The sequence below is a fragment of the Actinomycetospora sp. genome, from assembly GCF_036497585.1.
Classification (GTDB): Bacteria; Actinomycetota; Actinomycetes; order Mycobacteriales; family Pseudonocardiaceae; genus Actinomycetospora.
The window spans coordinates 1-17,673 of record NZ_DASXJD010000122.1 but is presented as its reverse complement, the minus strand read 5'-3'; the positions used below and the strand labels follow the sequence as shown (position 1 = coordinate 17,673).

Annotated in this window: 14 protein-coding genes; 2 read left to right on the top strand and 12 right to left on the bottom strand. The window is 73.3% G+C overall.

All coding sequences use genetic code 11. From position 1 onward, the window contains the following. Positions 1–147: 147 nt before the first annotated feature. A complete protein-coding gene (locus tag VGH76_RS11960; RefSeq protein ID WP_331556903.1) occupies positions 148–852 on the top strand; it encodes a M50 family metallopeptidase in 705 nt (234 codons plus the stop codon). Between the two features lie 2 nt (positions 853–854). Here the strand turns inward: VGH76_RS11960 and VGH76_RS11955 are convergent, their stop codons facing one another. The 7 genes from VGH76_RS11955 to VGH76_RS11925 all read right to left on the bottom strand — a co-directional run bounded on the left by VGH76_RS11955 (position 855) and on the right by VGH76_RS11925 (position 7,733). Further along, complete coding sequence (locus tag VGH76_RS11955) at positions 855–1,271, bottom strand: SgcJ/EcaC family oxidoreductase (protein ID WP_331556902.1); 417 nt, start codon at positions 1,269–1,271, stop codon at positions 855–857. Positions 1,272–1,280: 9 nt separating this feature from the next. Further along, the gene (fabI, locus tag VGH76_RS11950) at positions 1,281–2,048 is read right to left on the bottom strand and encodes an enoyl-ACP reductase FabI (protein ID WP_331556901.1); all 768 of its coding nucleotides are present in this window, start codon (positions 2,046–2,048) and stop codon (positions 1,281–1,283) included. Between the two features lie 96 nt (positions 2,049–2,144). Further along, positions 2,145–2,849, bottom strand: a complete 705-nt coding sequence (gene fabG, locus VGH76_RS11945; RefSeq protein ID WP_331556900.1) for a 3-oxoacyl-[acyl-carrier-protein] reductase — start codon at positions 2,847–2,849, stop codon at positions 2,145–2,147. 134 nt (positions 2,850–2,983) lie between these two features. Beyond that, positions 2,984–3,952 carry a VWA domain-containing protein gene (locus tag VGH76_RS11940; RefSeq protein ID WP_414637714.1) on the bottom strand — a complete coding sequence of 323 codons (969 nt, stop codon included), beginning with the start codon at positions 3,950–3,952 and terminating at the stop codon, positions 2,984–2,986. Between the two features lie 5 nt (positions 3,953–3,957). Then, positions 3,958–5,163 carry a DUF58 domain-containing protein gene (locus VGH76_RS11935; protein WP_331556899.1) on the bottom strand — a complete coding sequence of 402 codons (1,206 nt, stop codon included), beginning with the start codon at positions 5,161–5,163 and terminating at the stop codon, positions 3,958–3,960. 23 nt (positions 5,164–5,186) lie between these two features. Then, the gene (locus tag VGH76_RS11930; protein ID WP_331556898.1) at positions 5,187–6,263 is read right to left on the bottom strand and encodes a MoxR family ATPase; all 1,077 of its coding nucleotides are present in this window, start codon (positions 6,261–6,263) and stop codon (positions 5,187–5,189) included. Positions 6,264–6,392: 129 nt separating this feature from the next. Continuing rightward, positions 6,393–7,733: an NlpC/P60 family protein gene (locus tag VGH76_RS11925; protein ID WP_331556897.1), complete on the bottom strand. Its 1,341-nt coding sequence runs from the start codon at positions 7,731–7,733 to the stop codon at positions 6,393–6,395. A 368-nt stretch (positions 7,734–8,101) separates the two neighbouring features. Between VGH76_RS11925 and VGH76_RS11920 the strand changes: the two genes are divergently transcribed. After that, complete coding sequence (locus VGH76_RS11920) at positions 8,102–10,939, top strand: aconitate hydratase (RefSeq protein ID WP_331556896.1); 2,838 nt, start codon at positions 8,102–8,104, stop codon at positions 10,937–10,939. Positions 10,940–11,049: 110 nt separating this feature from the next. Here VGH76_RS11920 and VGH76_RS11915 read toward each other — a convergent pair whose 3' ends face one another. The 5 genes from VGH76_RS11915 to VGH76_RS11895 form a co-directional block, all read right to left on the bottom strand. Further along, positions 11,050–11,634, bottom strand: coding sequence for a hypothetical protein (locus VGH76_RS11915; RefSeq protein WP_331556895.1), 585 nt, complete (start codon positions 11,632–11,634; stop codon positions 11,050–11,052). Between the two features lie 229 nt (positions 11,635–11,863). Further along, positions 11,864–13,678 carry a choline/carnitine O-acyltransferase gene (locus VGH76_RS11910; RefSeq protein ID WP_331556894.1) on the bottom strand — a complete coding sequence of 605 codons (1,815 nt, stop codon included), beginning with the start codon at positions 13,676–13,678 and terminating at the stop codon, positions 11,864–11,866. Positions 13,679–13,709: 31 nt separating this feature from the next. After that, positions 13,710–14,561, bottom strand: coding sequence for a HalD/BesD family halogenase (locus VGH76_RS11905; protein WP_331556893.1), 852 nt, complete (start codon positions 14,559–14,561; stop codon positions 13,710–13,712). A gap of 83 nt (positions 14,562–14,644) precedes the next feature. Further along, the gene (locus VGH76_RS11900) at positions 14,645–16,225 is read right to left on the bottom strand and encodes a GMC family oxidoreductase (protein WP_331556892.1); all 1,581 of its coding nucleotides are present in this window, start codon (positions 16,223–16,225) and stop codon (positions 14,645–14,647) included. Between the two features lies 1 nt (position 16,226). Continuing rightward, positions 16,227–17,673: APC family permease (locus VGH76_RS11895; protein WP_331556891.1), on the bottom strand; the 1,447-nt coding region annotated here is incomplete at its 5' end.

Here is a 17,673-nt window from a genome sequence, read left to right as displayed (position 1 = left end):
GTGCTCACCTCACCATCGTTCCCCGGCACAGCGTTCCTGCCACGTGTGACCCCGGACTGCTCCGAATGGCCGATCGCTCGGACGAGTGATCGCCTTTACCTTTCATCACGGTGCGAGGGGGCTCTGCGCCGTTCAGGGGGGTACGGAATGGACGATCTCATCGGGGTGTCCGTGGTCGGGCAGCCCTTGGTCTACGGCGCGGGCTTCATCGCCCTGTTGCTGGTGGTGTTCACCGGCTCGTGGGCGGGCTCCATCGTCACAGTCGCCCACGAGGGCGGTCACATGTTCTTCTCGGTCCTGACCTTCTGGGGATTCCGGCACTTCGACCTGGAGGACGGGGGCGGAGGCGGCACGGATCACGGCCGGGCGATCGGCTGGGGCCCCGGGGACTTCGTGCTCAGACTCGCCGGGTACCTGACGCCTCCGCTCCTCGGCCTGGCCGGAGCGGCAGTTCTGGTGGCCGGCAACGCCTGGGGCATCCTGGCCTCGGCCGCCTTCCTCTTCGGCGTGGCGTTCCTGTTCGCACACAATGGTCTGGCGAACCTCGTCACGCTCATCGCTGCCGCCGGAATCGTCCTGGTCCTGTGGCGGGGCAGCACCTTCCTGCAGGTGACGGTCGCGATCGTCGTGATCTGGTGGCTCCTCATCGGCGGCGTCCGGTCGGCGGTCATCATGGCCACGGACGGCGGCTCCGACGCCGCGGTCATGGGGCGGCGCTACCTGCTGCCCGCCGTGATCTGGAAGTTGTTCTGGATCACGGTCGCGCTCGTGTGCCTGTACGCGGGCGGGCGGCTGCTCTTCACGGGCACGGCCTGGCCCGCCGGGGTGTGGCCGTTCGACGTCCGGGCCTGATCTCAGGCGTCCTCCGCGGGCTCGGAGTCGTCCGTGAACGAGTGGTGCTCGTGCGCCACCACCCAGCGGCCGTCCTCCCGCCGCAGCCCGAGGGTGAGGCGCAGCCGCTTCTCCGGGTCCCGGGCGAACTCCGCGGGCGTCCCGCACCGCAACAGGGCGTACGCGTACGCGACGTCCCCGCCGGCCGTCACCTCGAGCGACTCGATCTCGAACACCGCCCCGGACGCCTGCCACGCGAAGAACCCCGGCCAGGTCTCCTCGTAGGCCTCCAGCCCGCGCACGCCCTGCTCCGGCGGCGGGACGTCGAACATGACGATGTCCGGCGCGTGGTCGGCCAGCACCCCGGCCATGTCCCCCGTGTGCACGGCGACCGCCCACCGGTGGACCAGTTCGCGGATCTCCTGCTCGTCGTGGCCCATCGCTGCGGTTCAGACGCCGATCGCGTGGAACCCGCCGTCGGCGTGGAGCATCTCGCCGGTCGTGCTCGGGAGCCAGTCGGACAGGAGGGCGCAGGCGGTCTTCGCGACCGGCGTCGGGTCGGAGAGGTCCCAGCCGAGCGGGGCGCGGTCGGTCCAGGCCTGCTCGAAGGACTGGAACCCGGGGATCGACTTGGCGGCCATCGTCTTGAGCGGGCCGGCGGCGACGAGGTTGACGCGGATGCCGTCGGGGCCGAGGTCCCGGGCGAGGTAGCGCGTGGTCGACTCGAGCGCGGACTTCGCGACGCCCATCCAGTCGTAGGCGGGCCAGGCGACGGTGTTGTCGAAGTCCATCCCGACGATCGACGACCCGCGGGTCAGCAGCGGCCGGCACGCGACGGCGAGCGACTTGAGCGAGTAGGCCGACACCTCGATCGCCGTCGACACGTCCGACCACGGCGCCTCGAGGAACGCGCCCTCCCCCAGCGCGGAGGCCGGGGCGAACGCGATCGAGTGCAGCACCCCGTCGAGGCCGTCGACGTGCTCACGCACCTGGTCGGCGAGCCCGTCGAGGTGCTCCTGGTTCTGCACGTCAAGCTCGATCACCGGCGCCTCCTGCGGCAGCCGCTGCGCGACCCGCTTGACCAGCGACAGTCGGCCGAACCCGGTGAGCACCACCGTCGCCCCGGCCTCCTGCGCCGCCTTGGCGACGTGGAACGCGATCGACGCGTCGGTGATGATCCCGGTGACCAGGATCCGCTTGCCGTCCAGCAGCCCCACGGGTGCTCCTTCTCTGGTCGATGGTGAGGTGCGCTCCGCGCCTGTGAGCAGAAATCCGCCCTACGACACGGATTAGTGCTCACGTGCCGAAGGCACCTAATGGCCCATGCCGACGCCGCCGTCGACGGGCAGCACGGCACCGGTGATGTAGGCGGCGTCGTCGGAGGCGAGGAACGCGACCGCTTTCGCGATCTCCTCGGGCTTCGCCGTCCGCCCGACCGGCACGGCGGTGAGGATCTCCTCGCGCCGCGTGTCGGTGAGGTCGGCGGTCATGTCGGTGTCGACGTAGCCGGGGGCGACGACGTTGGCGGTCACGCCGCGGCCGCCGAGCTCCCGCGCCACCGAGCGCGCCAGGCCGATCAGTCCGGCCTTCGAGGCCGCATAGTTCACCTGGCCGGGCGCGCCCATGAGGCCGACGACGCTCGAGATGTAGATCAGCCGGCCGAAGCGGGCCTTCATCATCCCGCGGGTCGCGCGCCGGGTGACCCGGAAGGCGCCGGTGAGGTTGGCGTCGAGCACCGTGGTGAAGGCGTCCTCGGGCATGCGCATGAGCAGCCCGTCCTGGGTGATGCCGGCGTTGGCGACGACCACCTCGACCGGCCCGTGCTCGCTCTCCACCTTCTCGAACGCGGCGTCGACGGACGCGGAGTCGGTGACGTCGCACTGCACGGCGTGCAGGCCCTCGGGCGGCTCGCCGCTGCGATGGGTGACGACGACGGTGTGACCCGCCTCGGCGAGCTCCCGCGCGACGGCGAGGCCGATGCCCCGGTTGCCTCCGGTCACGAGCACGACCCGGCTCACGCATCTCCTCCAACGTCGGGGGGCAACGGCGCGCGAACGGTATCGGCTACCCCCGGGTAGCGGCGACCGGTGGTGACTGCGTCACGTGTGCGTGTGTTTCCGTGCCTGAGCACGGAAACACACGCACGAGCCCGTCAGGGCAACCGGGCACCGAGGGCGAACGCGGCGCCCAGCCCGATCACCACGAGGATCGTGCCGGCCATGAGCCAGTCGCCCCCGGTGTCGACCTGCTGGGACTCGTACCCGATCTGTTCGCGCAGCGTGTCGTAGGTGGCGCGCAGGTCCTGCTGGCTCGCGGCCTTGGAGAAGTCGCCCCCGGAGCGGCGGGCGATCTCCTGCATGTCGGAGTCCGCGACGGCGACCGGCACCGGCCGGCCCTCGATCTCGATCTCGCCGTAGTCGGTGCCGAACGAGATCGCGGAGATCGGCACGCCCTGCTGCTTGGACTGGTCCGCCGCGGTGAACGCGCCGCGGGGAGCCTCCAGGTCGGACGGGATGGTCTGCTTGCCGTCCGAGAGCAGGATGATGCGGCCGGGCGGCGGCTGCTCCGGACCCTGGATCTGGGTGGCGACCGACCGGATGGCGGCCAGGCAGGCCTGGATCGCCTCGCCGGTGGCGGTCGACTCGGCGAGCTGCAGGGTCGAGATTGCGCGCTTGACGGTGTCGCGGTCCCGGGTGGGCGAGACCAGCACCGTCGCGGTGCCCGCGAACGACACCAGCCCGAGGTTGATCCCGGGCGGGAGCTGGTCGACGAACTCGGTGGCGGCCTGCTCGGCGGTCTGCAGCCGGCTCGGGGTCACGTCGGTGGCACGCATCGAGAGCGACACGTCGATGGCGAGCATGACCGTGGCCCGGTTGCGGGGCACCTGCTCGGTGGCCAGCGGGCCGGCGAGGGCGATGACGAGGCAGGTCAGCGCCACCAGGATCAGTGCGACCGGCGCGTGCCGCAGCCGCCCCGGCCGCTTCGGCGCGATCTTCTCCAGCACGCCGAGGTTGGTGAAGCGCATGGTGTTGCGGCGCCGCCGGCGCTCGTTCCAGACGTAGGCCGCGGCGAGCCCGGCGACGACGAGCAGGGCGAGCAGCCACCACGGGTGCGAGAACACGGTGCTCAGCTCCTCCCCGACCGGAGTCCGGTCTGCACCCCGGACCCGGAGACCGCCGTCGTGCCCTGCCCCGACCAGCCCCGCTTGCGGGCGACCACGAAGCGCACCACGTCGGCGATCCAGTCCCGGTCGGTGCGCAGCCGCAGGTGCCCCGCGCCCGCGCCGCGCAGTGCGGCGGCGACCCGGTCCCGGTGGGCCGCGGCCTCGGCGGCGAAGCGGCGGCGCAGCGTGGGCGTCGTCGTGACCTCGCGGCTGTGCCCGGACTCGGGGTCGGCGAGCACGACGGTGCCGACGTCGGGCAACTCCTCGTCGCGCTGGTCCCCCACCTCGATCGCGAGGACGTCGTGGCGCACCGCGAGCCCGCGCAGCACCCGGTCCCAGTCGACGTCGCCGAGGAAGTCCGAGATCACGACGGCGAGGCCGCGCCGGCGGGGTGGGTTGCGCAGCGCCTCGAGGGCACCGACCAGGTCGCCGCGCGTGCCCTCGGGGGCCCGCGGGGTCTGCGCGATGCGGCGCATCAGCGCGTGGGCGTGGACCGTGCCGCCGCGCGCCGGGAGGCGCACCAGGTCGGACCGGTTCCCCGTCGCTCCGCCCGCCCCGGCCCCGGTGGCCACGATCGCCCCGACGCGGTTGCCGCCGCCCCGGGTGAGGTGCACGACGGCCGCGCACGCCGCCACCGCGAGGTCACGCTTCTCGCAGCCGCCGGTGCCGAAGTCGAGGCTCGGGGAGAGGTCGACGACGAGCCAGGTCTCCAGCTCCCGGTCGGCGATGGTCTCCCGGATGTGGGGCTCGGAGGTGCGCGCGGTGACCGACCAGTCCATGCGGCGCACGTCGTCGCCGGGCTGGTAGACCCGCGCGTCCCCCGCCTCGGACCCCGGCCCGGGGACCAGGCCGAGATGGTTGCCCTGCAGCAGCCCGTCGAGGCGCCGCCGAACCGTCAGCTCCAGCGTGCGCAGGGCCGCGTCGAGGTGCTCGCCGCCGGGCGCGAGGCTCGGCGGGTACGGCTCGGCGCCACGGCCCTCGCGGGGCGGACGGCCGGGCAGCGGCGCACCCACGCCGCCGCCCGGCTCGTCGGGCACGTGTTCTCCGGCGCCCCGCGCGGCCGAGGACCCGGCCGCACCGGACCCGGCGTCGGGACCCGGTCCGTCGTCGGGAGCGCCCGGGTCCTCGGCCACGCCGAGGCGCCCGAGCAGCCGCGGCCACCACGCCATCCGCGGCGGGGGCTCCTCGCCGTTCACGAGCCGGCCGCCGCCTGGCGGCCCGGTGCCGGCCCGGCGTGCTGCGGGGCCTGCGCCGCCGGCCCGGAGACCGCGACCGGGCGAGCGCTGACCTGCGGGAGCGGCACCGTCTGCAGCAGCCGGGTGACCACGTGGTCGACCGGGACGCCGTCGGCGAGCGCGTCGTAGGAGAGGACGAGGCGGTGGCGCAGCACGTCGGGGGCGATGTCGACGACGTCCTGGGGAAGCACGTAGTCCCGCCCGCGCACCAGGGCCAGGGCCCGGGCGCCGGAGATGATGCCGAGCGAGGCGCGGGGCGAGGCGCCGTAGGCCACCCAGCCCTCGACGTCGGCCATGCCGTGCTCCCCGGGCGCGCGGGTGGCCACGACCAGGCGGACCACGTAGTCGACGAGCGCGTGGTGCACGAACACCTGCGAGGCGACCTCCTGCAGGCGGCGCAGCTCCCCCGGGTCGAGCAGGGTGTGCGGCTCCGGCGGGTGCACCCCCATCCGGTAGACGATCTCGCGCTCCTCGTCGGCCGTGGGGTACTCCACGAGGATCTTGAAGAGGAACCGGTCGCGCTGGGCCTCGGGCAGCGGGTAGACGCCCTCGTTCTCGATGGGGTTCTGGGTGGCGAGGACCAGGAACGGGTCGGGCATCGGGTGGCTGACCCCGCCGATCGACACGTGCCGCTCGGCCATGACCTCGAGCATCGCCGACTGCACCTTCGCCGGCGCGCGGTTGATCTCGTCGGCCAGCACGAAGTTCGAGACGACGGGCCCGAGCTCGACGTCGAACTCCTCGCGGCCCTGCCGGTAGATCCGGGTACCGAGGATGTCCGAGGGCACCAGGTCGGGCGTGAACTGGATGCGGGCGAACGACCCGCCGACCACCCGCGCGAACGTCTCGACGGCGAGGGTCTTGGCCACGCCCGGCACGCCCTCGAGCAGCAGGTGCCCGCGCGCGAGGAGGCCGACGAGCATCCGCTCGACCAGGCGATCCTGGCCGACGATCACCCGCTTGACCTCGAGCACGGTGCGCTCGAGCTGCTCGGCGTCGTGCGCCGGGGTGTCCGGCCCTTGCTGCTCGCTCACCGAGTGCCCTCCGCATCCGTGTCCGCGCTGTCGGCGTGACCGTACCGACCGTCCCCGACACCCTGCGCGGCCCGAGGCCCGCCGGCACCCAGGGAAAGAAGGGCGGCGTGAGACCCCGGTGAGGGCGGCTCACCCGAGCAGCCGGGTCACCGTCGGGACGATCTCGTCGTCGAACCGGACCGGGGCGATCCGCACGACCTTCCCCGACTCCGGGGCCTCCACCATCTTGTCGTCGCCGAGGTAGAGCGCCACGTGGTGCACGCCGTCGTCGTCGGCCCAGAAGAGGAGGTCGCCGGGCTTGCGCTGGTCGAGGGGGAACTTGGAGCCGGCATCGATCTGGTAGCCGCTGTAGTGCGGCAGCGTGATCCCCGCGCCCGCGAACGCGTAGACCATCAGCCCCGAGCAGTCGAAGCCGACCTTGTCGAAGTCGCCGAACGCGTCCGCCACCCCGCCGTCGCGGATGCCCTGGGTGGGCCCGTCCGCGTCGCCCCCGCCCCAGGCGTAGGTCGTGCCGAGCTCGGAGAGCGCCCGGTCGAGGACGGCCTGCACCCGGTCCGGCGCCGCCGACCCGGTCGAGCCCGACGGCGGCGTCGGCGACGGGGTGGTGACGGCCGGGGCGGGAGCGCGGGCCAGACGGGCCCGGGCCGCGTCCCGCGCGGCGGCGTCGGCGGCCGCCGCGGCCTGCTGCTGGGCGACCTGGGCCGCCTCGGCGCGGCGCCGCTGGGCGGCGAGCGCGGCGTCGGAGGCCTGCAGGGCGGCCAGGCGGGCCTGGGCGGCGTTGCGCTGGTCGGTGACGGAGGCGATCTGCTGCCGGCGCTGGGCGACGGCCGCGCGGGCGGTCGCGAGCGCGCGGGTGGCGGCGTCGCGGGCGGTGGCCGCGCGGGAGGCGGCGTCGGCGGCCTGCGCGGCGGCGGCCCGGGCCCGGGAGTCGGCGTTCGCGGCGTCGACGCGGGCGTGCTCGTAACCCTCGAGGTCGGCGGTCTGCTCGCTCGAGACCAGTCCCTGCAGCTGGAGCCGGTCGGCGACGTCCTGCGGGCCGTGGGTGCCGGCCAGCGCGGCGGCGATGCTCGAGGCGTCGGCCTGCTGGTACTGGGCGGCCACCCAGGTGTCGACCCGACGGCGGGCGGCCTCGGCGTCCGCGGCGACGGTGTCGGCGGCGGCCCGGGCGGTCGCGGCGTCGCGGCGGGTGGCGTCGACGCGGGTGCGGGCGGCGGAGTCGTCGGCGATCGCGCGGTTGGCCAGCTCCTGGCGCTTCCCGGCCTGGTCGGCGAGGTCGTCGAGTTGGCCCTGCAGCGTCGAGAGCTGGGCGACGAGGCGCCCGACCTCCGCGCCCTCGGCGGCGGTGCCGCTCGACGGCGGTGGGGGCGGGGGCGGGGTCGGCTGCGCGGCCGCCGGGACGGTCGTCGAGACCGTCAGCGCGAGCACGCACGCGACGAGGCCCGTGACGGTGCGCCCGACCGCTCGCGCCACGCCGTCCCTCCCCCCGGTCACCGACGCGAGTGGATCACCCCGACCTGGTGGAACGGTGGCACCACACCGCGGTGGGCGTGTCCCGATCCCGAGGGTGAGACGCGGCACCCCGACCGCCGGACGTGATCGTCGTAACCTGGAAGGTGCAGGTCCGGGGGTGCGGGTGCGCCGCCGGTGACCGTGCGCGAGACTCCCCGCAGGACGGGGCCGTCTCCGCGTGGAGCGGAGCGCGACGCACCCCGCGGATCGACCGGTCGGCGTACCACCACACCCCGGTCGGCCCACACCCGAACCGGCTCGCACTCGGGCCGAGCAGAGCAGCCGGGCCGGGCCCCCACCACGGGTCCGCCCCACCAGGGAGGACAGGCGTGAGCGAAGAGGCCAGCAGCGTCGACAGCTTCGGGGCCCGCGGGACCCTCGAGGTCGGCGGGACCACCTACGAGATCTTCCGGTTGAACGCGGTGGAGGGCTCGCAGCGCCTGCCGTTCAGCCTCAAGGTGCTCCTCGAGAACCTCCTGCGCACCGAGGACGGCCTGGTCACCACCGGGGACTCGATCCGGGCGCTGGCGCAGTGGGACCCCACCGCCGAGCCGGACACCGAGATCCAGTACGTGCCGGGCCGCGTCGTGATGCAGGACTTCACCGGCGTGCCCTGCATCGTCGACCTCGCCACCATGCGCGAGGCGGTCACCGAGCTCGGTGGTGACGCTGAGAACGTCAACCCGCTCGCGCCCGCCGAGCTGGTCATCGACCACTCCGTCGTCGCCGACCTGTTCGGGACGCCGGACGCGTTCGAGCGCAACGTGGAGCTGGAGTACCAGCGCAACGAGGAGCGCTACAAGTTCCTGCGCTGGGGCCAGACCGCCTTCAACGAGTTCAAGGTCGTCCCGCCCGGCACCGGCATCGTGCACCAGGTCAACATCGAGCACCTGGCCCGCGTCGTCATGAGCCGCGAGGTCGGCGGCACGCTGCAGGCCTACCCCGACACGCTGGTCGGGACCGACTCGCACACCACCATGGTCAACGGCCTGGGCGTGCTCGGCTGGGGCGTCGGCGGCATCGAGGCCGAGGCCGCGATGCTCGGCCAGCCGGTGTCGATGCTCATCCCCAAGGTCGTCGGGTTCCAGCTCTCCGGGGAGCTGCCCGCAGGCGCCACCGCCACCGACCTCGTGCTGACGATCACCGAGATGCTGCGCGAGCACGGCGTCGTCGGGAAGTTCGTCGAGTTCTACGGCGAGGGCGTCGGCGCGGTGCCGCTGGCCAACCGCGCCACGATCGGCAACATGAGCCCGGAGTTCGGCTCCACCTGCGCGATCTTCCCGATCGACGACGAGACGCTGAACTACCTGCGCTTCACGGGTCGCGACGACGCCCAGGTCGCCCTCGTCGAGGCCTACTGCAAGGAGCAGGGCCTCTGGCACGACCCGGCGCACGAGGCCGACTACTCCGAGACGCTCTCGCTGGACCTCTCGACCGTGGTGCCGAGCATCGCCGGCCCCAAGCGCCCACAGGACCGCATCGCGCTCGACGCCGCCAAGGAGTCGTTCCGCGCGTCGCTGCCGGACTACGTCGACGACGACGGCTCGGCGCGCAGCCAGTCCGAGGAGTCCGACAGCGAGTCCTTCCCGGCCTCCGACCCGCCCGCGGAGCACCCCAACGGCGACGCCGACCGTCCGCAGGTCCACCGTCAGCCCGTCGACCCGGGCGGCCGCGCGTCCCACCCGACCCCGGTGACCCTCTCCGACGGCACCCAGCTCGAACTCGACCACGGCGCCGTGACGATCGCCGCGATCACCTCGTGCACCAACACCTCGAACCCGTCGGTGATGGTCGGCGCGGCCCTGCTGGCCCGCAACGCCGTCGAGAAGGGGCTCGAGCGGCGTCCGTGGGTGAAGACGTCGCTGGCGCCCGGCTCGAAGGTCGTCATGGACTACTACGAGCGCTCCGGGCTGCTGCCCTACCTCGAGAAGCTCGGGTTCAACCTGGTCGGCTACGGCTGCACCACCTGCATCGGGAACTCCGGGCCGCTGCCCGAGGAGATCTCGAAGGCGATCAACGACGAGGACCTCGCCGCCGCCGCGGTCCTCTCGGGCAACCGCAACTTCGAGGGCCGCATCAACCCCGACGTCAAGATGAACTACCTGGCCAGCCCGCCGCTGGTGGTGGCCTACGCGCTCGCCGGGACCATGGATCTCGACCTCGCCACCGAGCCGCTCGGGTACGACACCGAGGGCAACCCGGTGACCCTCGACGACATCTGGCCCTCGCCGCAGGAGATCCAGGACGTCATCGCCTCGGCGCTCTCCCCGGAGCAGTACACCGAGGACTACGCCGACGTCTTCGCCGGCGACGAGCGCTGGACCTCGCTGCCCACCCCCGAGGGCGAGACCTTCACCTGGGACGAGGGCTCCACCTACGTCCGCAAGCCCCCGTACTTCGAGGGCATGGACCGCGAGCCCTCGGCGGTCTCGGACATCGACGGCGCCCGGGTGCTGCTGAAGCTGGGCGACTCGGTGACCACCGACCACATCTCCCCCGCCGGGTCCATCAAGGAGGACTCGCCGGCCGGTCGGTACCTCAAGGAGCACGGCGTCGAGCGCAAGGACTTCAACTCCTACGGCTCGCGCCGCGGCAACCACGAGGTGATGATCCGCGGCACCTTCGCCAACATCCGGCTGCGCAACCTGCTGCCCACCGGGGACGGCGGGTCGCTCGACCAGGGCGGCTTCACCGCCGACTACACCCAGGGCGGCGAGCAGGCCCCGGTGTACGACGCGGCGCAGAACTACGCCGCCGAGGGCACCCCGCTCGTGGTGCTGGCGGGCAAGGAGTACGGCTCGGGCTCGTCGCGCGACTGGGCGGCCAAGGGCACGACGCTGCTCGGTGTCCGCGCCGTGATCGCCGAGTCCTACGAGCGCATCCACCGCTCGAACCTCGTCGGGATGGGCGTGCTGCCGCTGCAGTTCCCGGAGGGCGAGAACGCCGACTCGCTGGGCCTGGCCGGCACCGAGACGTTCTCGATCTCCGGGGTCACGGCGCTCAACGACGGCGGTGTGCCCGACACGGTGCACGTGACGGCGACGCCCGACGGCGGCGGGGACGCGATCGAGTTCGACGCGCGGCTGCGCATCGACACCCCCGGTGAGGCGCAGTACTACCTCAACGGCGGCATCCTGCCCTTCGTGCTCCGCAAGATGCTGGGCTGATCGGTAGTGGGCTGATCGGTAGTGGGCTGAGCCCCGCCCGGTTCCGGACGAACAGCCGGTTCGTCACCTTCGAGGGTGATGGACCGGCCGTTCGTGCGTCCGGGGCCGGCTCACGACGACGGCGGGTCGAGCTGCGGCTCGAGGTCGTCCTCGAGGTCGTCCTCGTCCTGCGCCTCGAGCGCGTGCCGGAGGACCGCCCCGAGGTCGGGCCCGGCGTGCTCGACGGCCTGCAGCGGCACCGCGATCACCGTCGACCCGAGGACCACCAGCGGATAGGCGTGGGGCCCGACGTCGTCGGGCTCCCAGCATGCCTCCGGCCGCAGGTCGAGCACCCGCCGTCCGAGCAGCAGCCCGAGGTCGAGGACGAGCGACGGTGAGGCGTGGTCCGTCGGCCGTGCCGCCAGCCACGCCCCGATCGCGTCCCAGGCATCGGCCTCGGGACCGTGCTCGAGCGCGAGCCGGTCGAGCAGCGCGGTGATCTCGGCGACCCGGGCGTCCTCGGCCGCGAGGATCCGGGCCTGCACCGAGCGCGCCCGGGTCTCGTCGGCCGTCGCACCCGGCGGCTCGTGCCCGGCGTCGTACGGGCGGTAGCCGGGGAGGTCCGGGGGGACGGCCTCCTCGGCCAGCCGGCGATAGGTCGGCGTGCCGGGCACGCGCACCCAGGGCAGGAAGGTCGACCAGAGCAGGTCCCGCATGCCCGACAGGATCGCAAGCCCGCCACGCGCCGGCCCGCCCGGTCCCCCTCGGGGGTGTCGAGCCTTCGGGGACGCCGTCGGCCGCTGCCGCCGCACCCGCTCCGACCGGGTCCGGCACCTCGTCCGCGGGTGGGTGGAGCACGATGCTCGCCGCCGTTCGTGCCGGGTGGCGATCACCGTCACCCGGGCTCGCCCGCGGGCAGCTCGGCCGCAGCCGCCGGGCGCCGCCTCACCGACCGGAGAGCAGCGCCGTCAGGTCGTCCACGGCCCCGCGCAGCTCCGAGGCGAACCGCTCCATCTGCTCCCCCACCTCCGCGGGCGTGCTCAGGTGCACGATCCACCGCTCGGGCAGCAGGACGTACGCGACGCCGATGCAGTGGGTGCTCGTCGAGCCGAAGCCGAAGAGCCGCACGTTCACGGAGGGAGCCGAGCTGGTCGACATGTAGTCGTCGCGCATGATGCGCCACCCCGGGGAGTCGACGACCGCGAGCGGCTCCGTCGCACCGAGCTCGGCCCCCCGGCGCTGCTGGATGAGCGAGAGCTCCCAGAGGTGCTGTTCGGGGGCCTCACCGGCCTGGCAGGCGCGCGCCCGCTGCCCGTGGGCCTGGGCGGCGGCGTCGAAGGCGGTACGGCGGGCCTCGTCGTCGGCGTCGGGGTCGTCCATCGCCGCCGTGAACGCGAGGATCTCGGGCGTCACCACGCGCATCGCCTCGGTGCGGCCGTGGTGGAACTGCAGGGTCGCGATCGACTCGTAGGTGGCCCCGACGAAGCCCTTCGCGCGCCGGTGGGCGAGTTGGTAGGAGAGCTGCGCGAACGCGTCCGGGGACACCCCGAGCTGCTTGGCGCGGTCGCTGCCGTGCTCGTCGAACACGACCACCTGGGTGGCCACCGAGTCGGCGAACGCGGTGAAGTCGGCGGCGGCGTCGCGGATGTCGGCGGCCCGCTCGTCGGTGAGCACGAACGCCACCTCGCTCGCGGCCGGCTCGCCCTGCGCGCGGGCACCCAGCCGCTCCGCGTGGGCCGCGGTGGTCTCGCCGAAGATGCCGTCGACGAGGGCGAGCACGGTGGTGCCGTCGAGGCGGCAGTGCTCGGTGTTGATACCGGCCGCGCCGTCGGCGAAGACGACGAAGGTGACCGCCTTGTCGAACCAGCGGTTGGCGCTGTCGCCGGCGAGGAGCTGCTTGCCGCGGGCCAGGTCGTCGGCGGGCGCGCCCTCCTCGAGGCTGACGCAGAACAGGGCCGTCTCGACGACCTCGAGCGCCGCCGCGTTGTCCGGGTGCTCCTCGAGCAGGGCGCGCCGGCTCGCCGCCCACGCGGCCCGGGCCTTCGTCGTCAGCGACCCGACGCCGGCGCCGCGCGTCTCGACGCCCGACCGCAGCGCCCGCAGGGCGTCGGCGATCTCGGAGGCGGAGTGCGGAGCGCCGTCCGGGCCGAGCACGTCGAGCCGGAACGCGTGGCCCCGGACGAATACGACGATGTGCCGCTCGGTCGACGGCCCGGGCCAGTCGTCGGTGTAGGGCGTGCGGGCGGTGTCCTGCTCCTCGCCCGGGATGCGGGTGGCCGAGAACAGGAACTTGTGCTGGTCCATCGTCATCGGCGCGCCGCGGCGGGTGGCCGGCGGCAGCGTCCCGGTGTCGACCCGGTGCTTGTGGTCCAGGGCGCCCAGGACCAGCGCAGCCGCGCGGCCGGCCTGGTCCTGATCGGCGGGGTCGGTCGGCTCGGTGAAGAGGAAGAAGAAGTTCGCGTTGAGCGCGATGCGGTCGCGGCGCCCGAGGTAGCGGGACTCCCAGAAGTCGTCGAGCCAGCTGTGGGTGGTCGGCGCCGCGTCGTAGGCCTCCAGCGCGGCCTGCAGCACCGGCCCGGGCCCGTCGGCGCGTACGAGCTGCTCGACGGCCGCGCGGGTCTCCCCCAGCTGCTCGGGGTCGAGCAGCGGGGAGCACCACTCGAGGAACCCCTGGGCGCTGTCGGCCAGCGCCGGCACGGGCACGTGGGGCAGGTCGTCCTCGGCGTCGAAGGTGCCGACAGTGGTGGCGGCGTCGCTCATGGAGGTCCTCGGGTTCGGGGAGTCGGGCGGCTCAGTCCAACAGCGTGTCGGAGCGCACCGACGCCGCCGCGAGGTGGAGGGGGTCGACACGGCCGAAGAGCTGGCGGGTACGGGCCGGTGAGCCCACGACCCCCGGCCGGTCGCTGTAGGCGAAGATCGCGGTGTGGCGCGGCGACGCGCCGGCCACCGGAGTGACGCGGTGCAGCGCGAACCGCCCCCGGAAGAGCTGGAGGTCGCCGGGCCGCAGCGCCAGGGACCGGACCGGACCGCAGTCGCCGTCGAGCACGGCCCGCACCCCGGCGAGGTTCTCCTCGCTCGGCGCCCGGATGCCGGGGCAGTACTCGAAGGTCCCGCCCGCCTCGGGCTCCCGGGTGAGGAGGCTGACCGCGATCTCGTTGGTGTCGAAGTGCCACGGGTGGTCGTCGCCGGGTGCGACGACGTTGAGGGTGAGCCCGGAGTACGGGTCGGCGAGCGGATGGACCTCGTCGAGCTCGAAGCACGCCGCGAGCAGGGCCCGGAAGCCGGGGTGCTCGTAGAGACGCTGGACGAGGTGGTCGGCGGGGATCCGGTCCCGGGCCACGAAGGCGTTCCGGCGGGTCAGGGCGACGCGGGCCGGGTGGCGCGCGGGCAGCGTCGGGTCCGGGTCGGTGTTGTAGACGTTGACCTGCGCCGTGGCCGTGTGCGCGGCGGGCGCCACGGCGTCGCTCTCGGCGCGCAGCCGCTCCGCCAGGTCGGGGCGGACGACGTCGCGCAGCACCGTCGCGCCGACCGCGCGCAGCTCCCGCCGCGCGCGGTCGACGACGGCGGACCAGGCCGGCGACCCGGGCTCGTCGAGCGGATAGCGATCGGTCCGCACCACGCCGTCGATCACGTCCGAGCCCACGCCGGCCCCCTCTCGCCGAGGGCGACCCTAGGGGTGATCACCGCGCGGCGGGACCGGGCCCTCGCTGACCGGGTTGGGCCGGATCAGACCCCGCGACGGATGAAGTCGGCACACCGCTCGCCGATCATCATCGTGGTGATGCAGGGGTTGACCGTGATGAGGTCCGGCATCACCGAGCCGTCGGCCACCCGCAGCGCGTCCACCCCGCGCAGCCGCAGCGTCGGCGTCACCGGCGCCAGCGCGTCGTCGTCGGCACCCATCTTCACCGTGCACGAGGGGTGGTAGACGGTGTTGTGGGTGGTGCGGATGTACTCGAAGAGCTCCTCGTCGCTCGCCGCGTCACCCGGGGCGAGCTCCTTGCCCACCCACTCCTCCAGCGCCGGCGCCGCCGCGATCTCGCGCGCCACCCGGATCCCGCGGATCATGACGTCGCGGTCGTGCTCGTGGGTGAAGTACCGCGGATCGACCTTCGGCTTGTCGTGGAAGTCCCGCGACGAGAGCCGCACGGTGCCCTTCGACTGCGCCCCGGTGACGTTCGGCGTGAGGCAGAACGTGTTGTCGGAAGTGGGGTAGCCGTAGCGCACGATGTTGAGGTCGAACGGCACCGACCCGTAGTGGAACATCAGGTCGGGCGTCGCGCGGCCCTCCGAGCCGGCGAAGATCCCGATCTGCCACCACTGCGTCGACGCGGTGGGCATCGGCTGCAGCGCCTCCCACTGGACGAGGCCCTCGGGGTGGTCCTGCAGGTTCTCCCCCACCCCGGGCGCGTCGACGAGCACCTCGATGCCGACGTCGCGCAGGTGCGACGCCGGCCCGATGCCGGAGAGCATGAGCAGCTTCGGCCCGTCGATGGCGCCGGCCGAGAGGATCGTCTCCCGCCGGGCGGTGACCTCGACGGCGTGACGGGTGTCCGGAGTGCGCAGCCGGGCGCCGGTCGCGCGCGGGCGGGACCCGCTCACGTCGAAGGTCAGCTTCTCGGCGCGGTAGCCGGTGAGCACGGTGAGGTTCGGGCGCCCGAGGTTCGGGTGGATGTAGGCCGTCGACGCCGAGGAGCGGGTGCCGTCGGGGTTGGCGTTGACCTGGAACCAGTTGGCGCCGCGGACGACGGTGCGGCCGGTGTTGAACGGCGTCGTCGGGAGCCCGACCTGCTCGCACGCGGCCAGGAGGGCCTCCCCGCACGGGTCCTGGTCCCCGACGGTGCGGATGGTCACCGGGCCGTCGGTGCCGCGGCCGGGCGGCTCGGCCTCCTCGGTGGTGTCCAGCGCGGTCTCGAGCTTGCGGTAGAAGGGGTAGCACTCCGCCGCGCTCCACCCCGCCGCCCCCGACGCCGCCCAGTCGTCGAGGTTCTCCTTCGGCGCCCAGAACGCGATCGCGGAGTTGTGCGACGAGCACCCGCCGAGGACCTTCGCGCGGGCGTGGCGCATCCAGGAGTTCCCACTGTCCTGCGGCTCGATCGGGTAGTCCCAGTCGTAGCCGGACTCGAGCAGCTCCATCCAGCGGGAGAGGTCGAGGATGGCGTCGTCGCCGACGTCGGACGGGCCCGCCTCGATCAGGCACACCGACGCGTCGGCGTCCTCGGAGAGCCGGGACGCAACGGCGCACCCCGCGGTGCCGCCGCCGACGACGACGTAGTCGAACTCGGCCGGGAACGACGGTTCCGACATGTCAGACCTCCCCGAGGGCGGTGTCGGTGGCGGGTGCGGTGGTCTCCTCGCGCGCATGGGCGGCGACGACCCCCGTCTTGTGACGCTGCACGGCCCAGTAGTAGGCGAACCCGGCGCCGAGGATCACCCCCGGCAGCAGGATGCCGCCGTACTGCAGGTACCAGTGGAAGGGCTCGGAGGCGTTGTAGACCTCGTTGCGCGGCCAGGCCAGGTTCACCGTCATCACCCCGCCCCAGAGGACGGCGAGGATGTTGACGGGGATCCCCCAGCGGCCCAGCGAGAACGCTCCCTCACGCGGCTCCCACTGCCCGCGGAGGCGCTTGACCAGCATCGGTACTGTCACGAGCAGGTAGGCCGTGTAGATCATGATGATCGCGATCGAGGTGACCACGGTGTAGATCTGCGGGCTGAACGTCACGAACAGCAGCACGATCGCGACCACGCCGATCGCGACCGACGCCACCAGCGGCGTCCCGAACCGCGGGTTGATCGTGCACAGCGTGGCGCCGGCGGGCAGGTTGTTGTCGCGGCTCATTGCGAACGCCAGCCGGATCGCGGCGGCGTGGACGGCCAGAGCGCACACGATGACCGCGATGACCACCGCCACGAGGATCACCGACCCCGTGGTGCCGCCGAGCACGACGAGGATCAGCGCCTGGAGACCGCCCAGGGAGCTGAAGGCCGGGTCGGCGAGGTCCGGGGCCGACATGAGGGCGAACAGCAGGATCAGCCCGCCGAGCAGGAACGAGAAGAACAGCGCGCGGAGGATCGCCTTCGGGGCGTTGCGACGCGGGTCGTGCGATTCCTCGGCCAGCGACGACGCGGTGTCGAAGCCGTACATGACGTACAGCGAGGCGAACATCGCGACGAGGAAGGCCCCGGCGTAGCCGAAGGGTCGGCCGGCGGTGTCGATGTCACCGGTGGACAGCACGACCGACGGCGGTCGGATGATGTTGACCGCGAGCAGGATGATCAGCACCACGGCCGCGACCAGCTCGACGGCCACCCCGGTCGCGTTGATCTGCGCCATGAGCTTCGTGCCGAAGGCGTTGATCGCGGTGGTGAACACGATGAGCAGGGCGGCGAGGATGACGCCGTTGAGCGCCTGAGCGGCGGTGTCGTCGGGTTCGCTCATCGGGATGAACTGGAAGCCCGACCAGAGCTGCGGCAGCGTCGCCTGCAGGGCCAGCGCGACCGCAGCGATCGACACGATCGAGGCCGTCAGCATCGTCCACCCGGCCAACCACGCGACGTGCGGGCTGGTCAGGCGCTTGGTCCAGTTGTAGATCGAGCCGGCGACCGGGAAGCGCGCCGCCAGCTCGCAGAAGCACAGGGCGACCATCAGCTGGCCGAGGAACACCAGGGGCCAGGACCACCCGTAGGCCGGGCCGCCGCTGCCGAGGCGCTCAACGGCGTCATCCTGGCCGCGCTGCTGATCGTGTTCACCA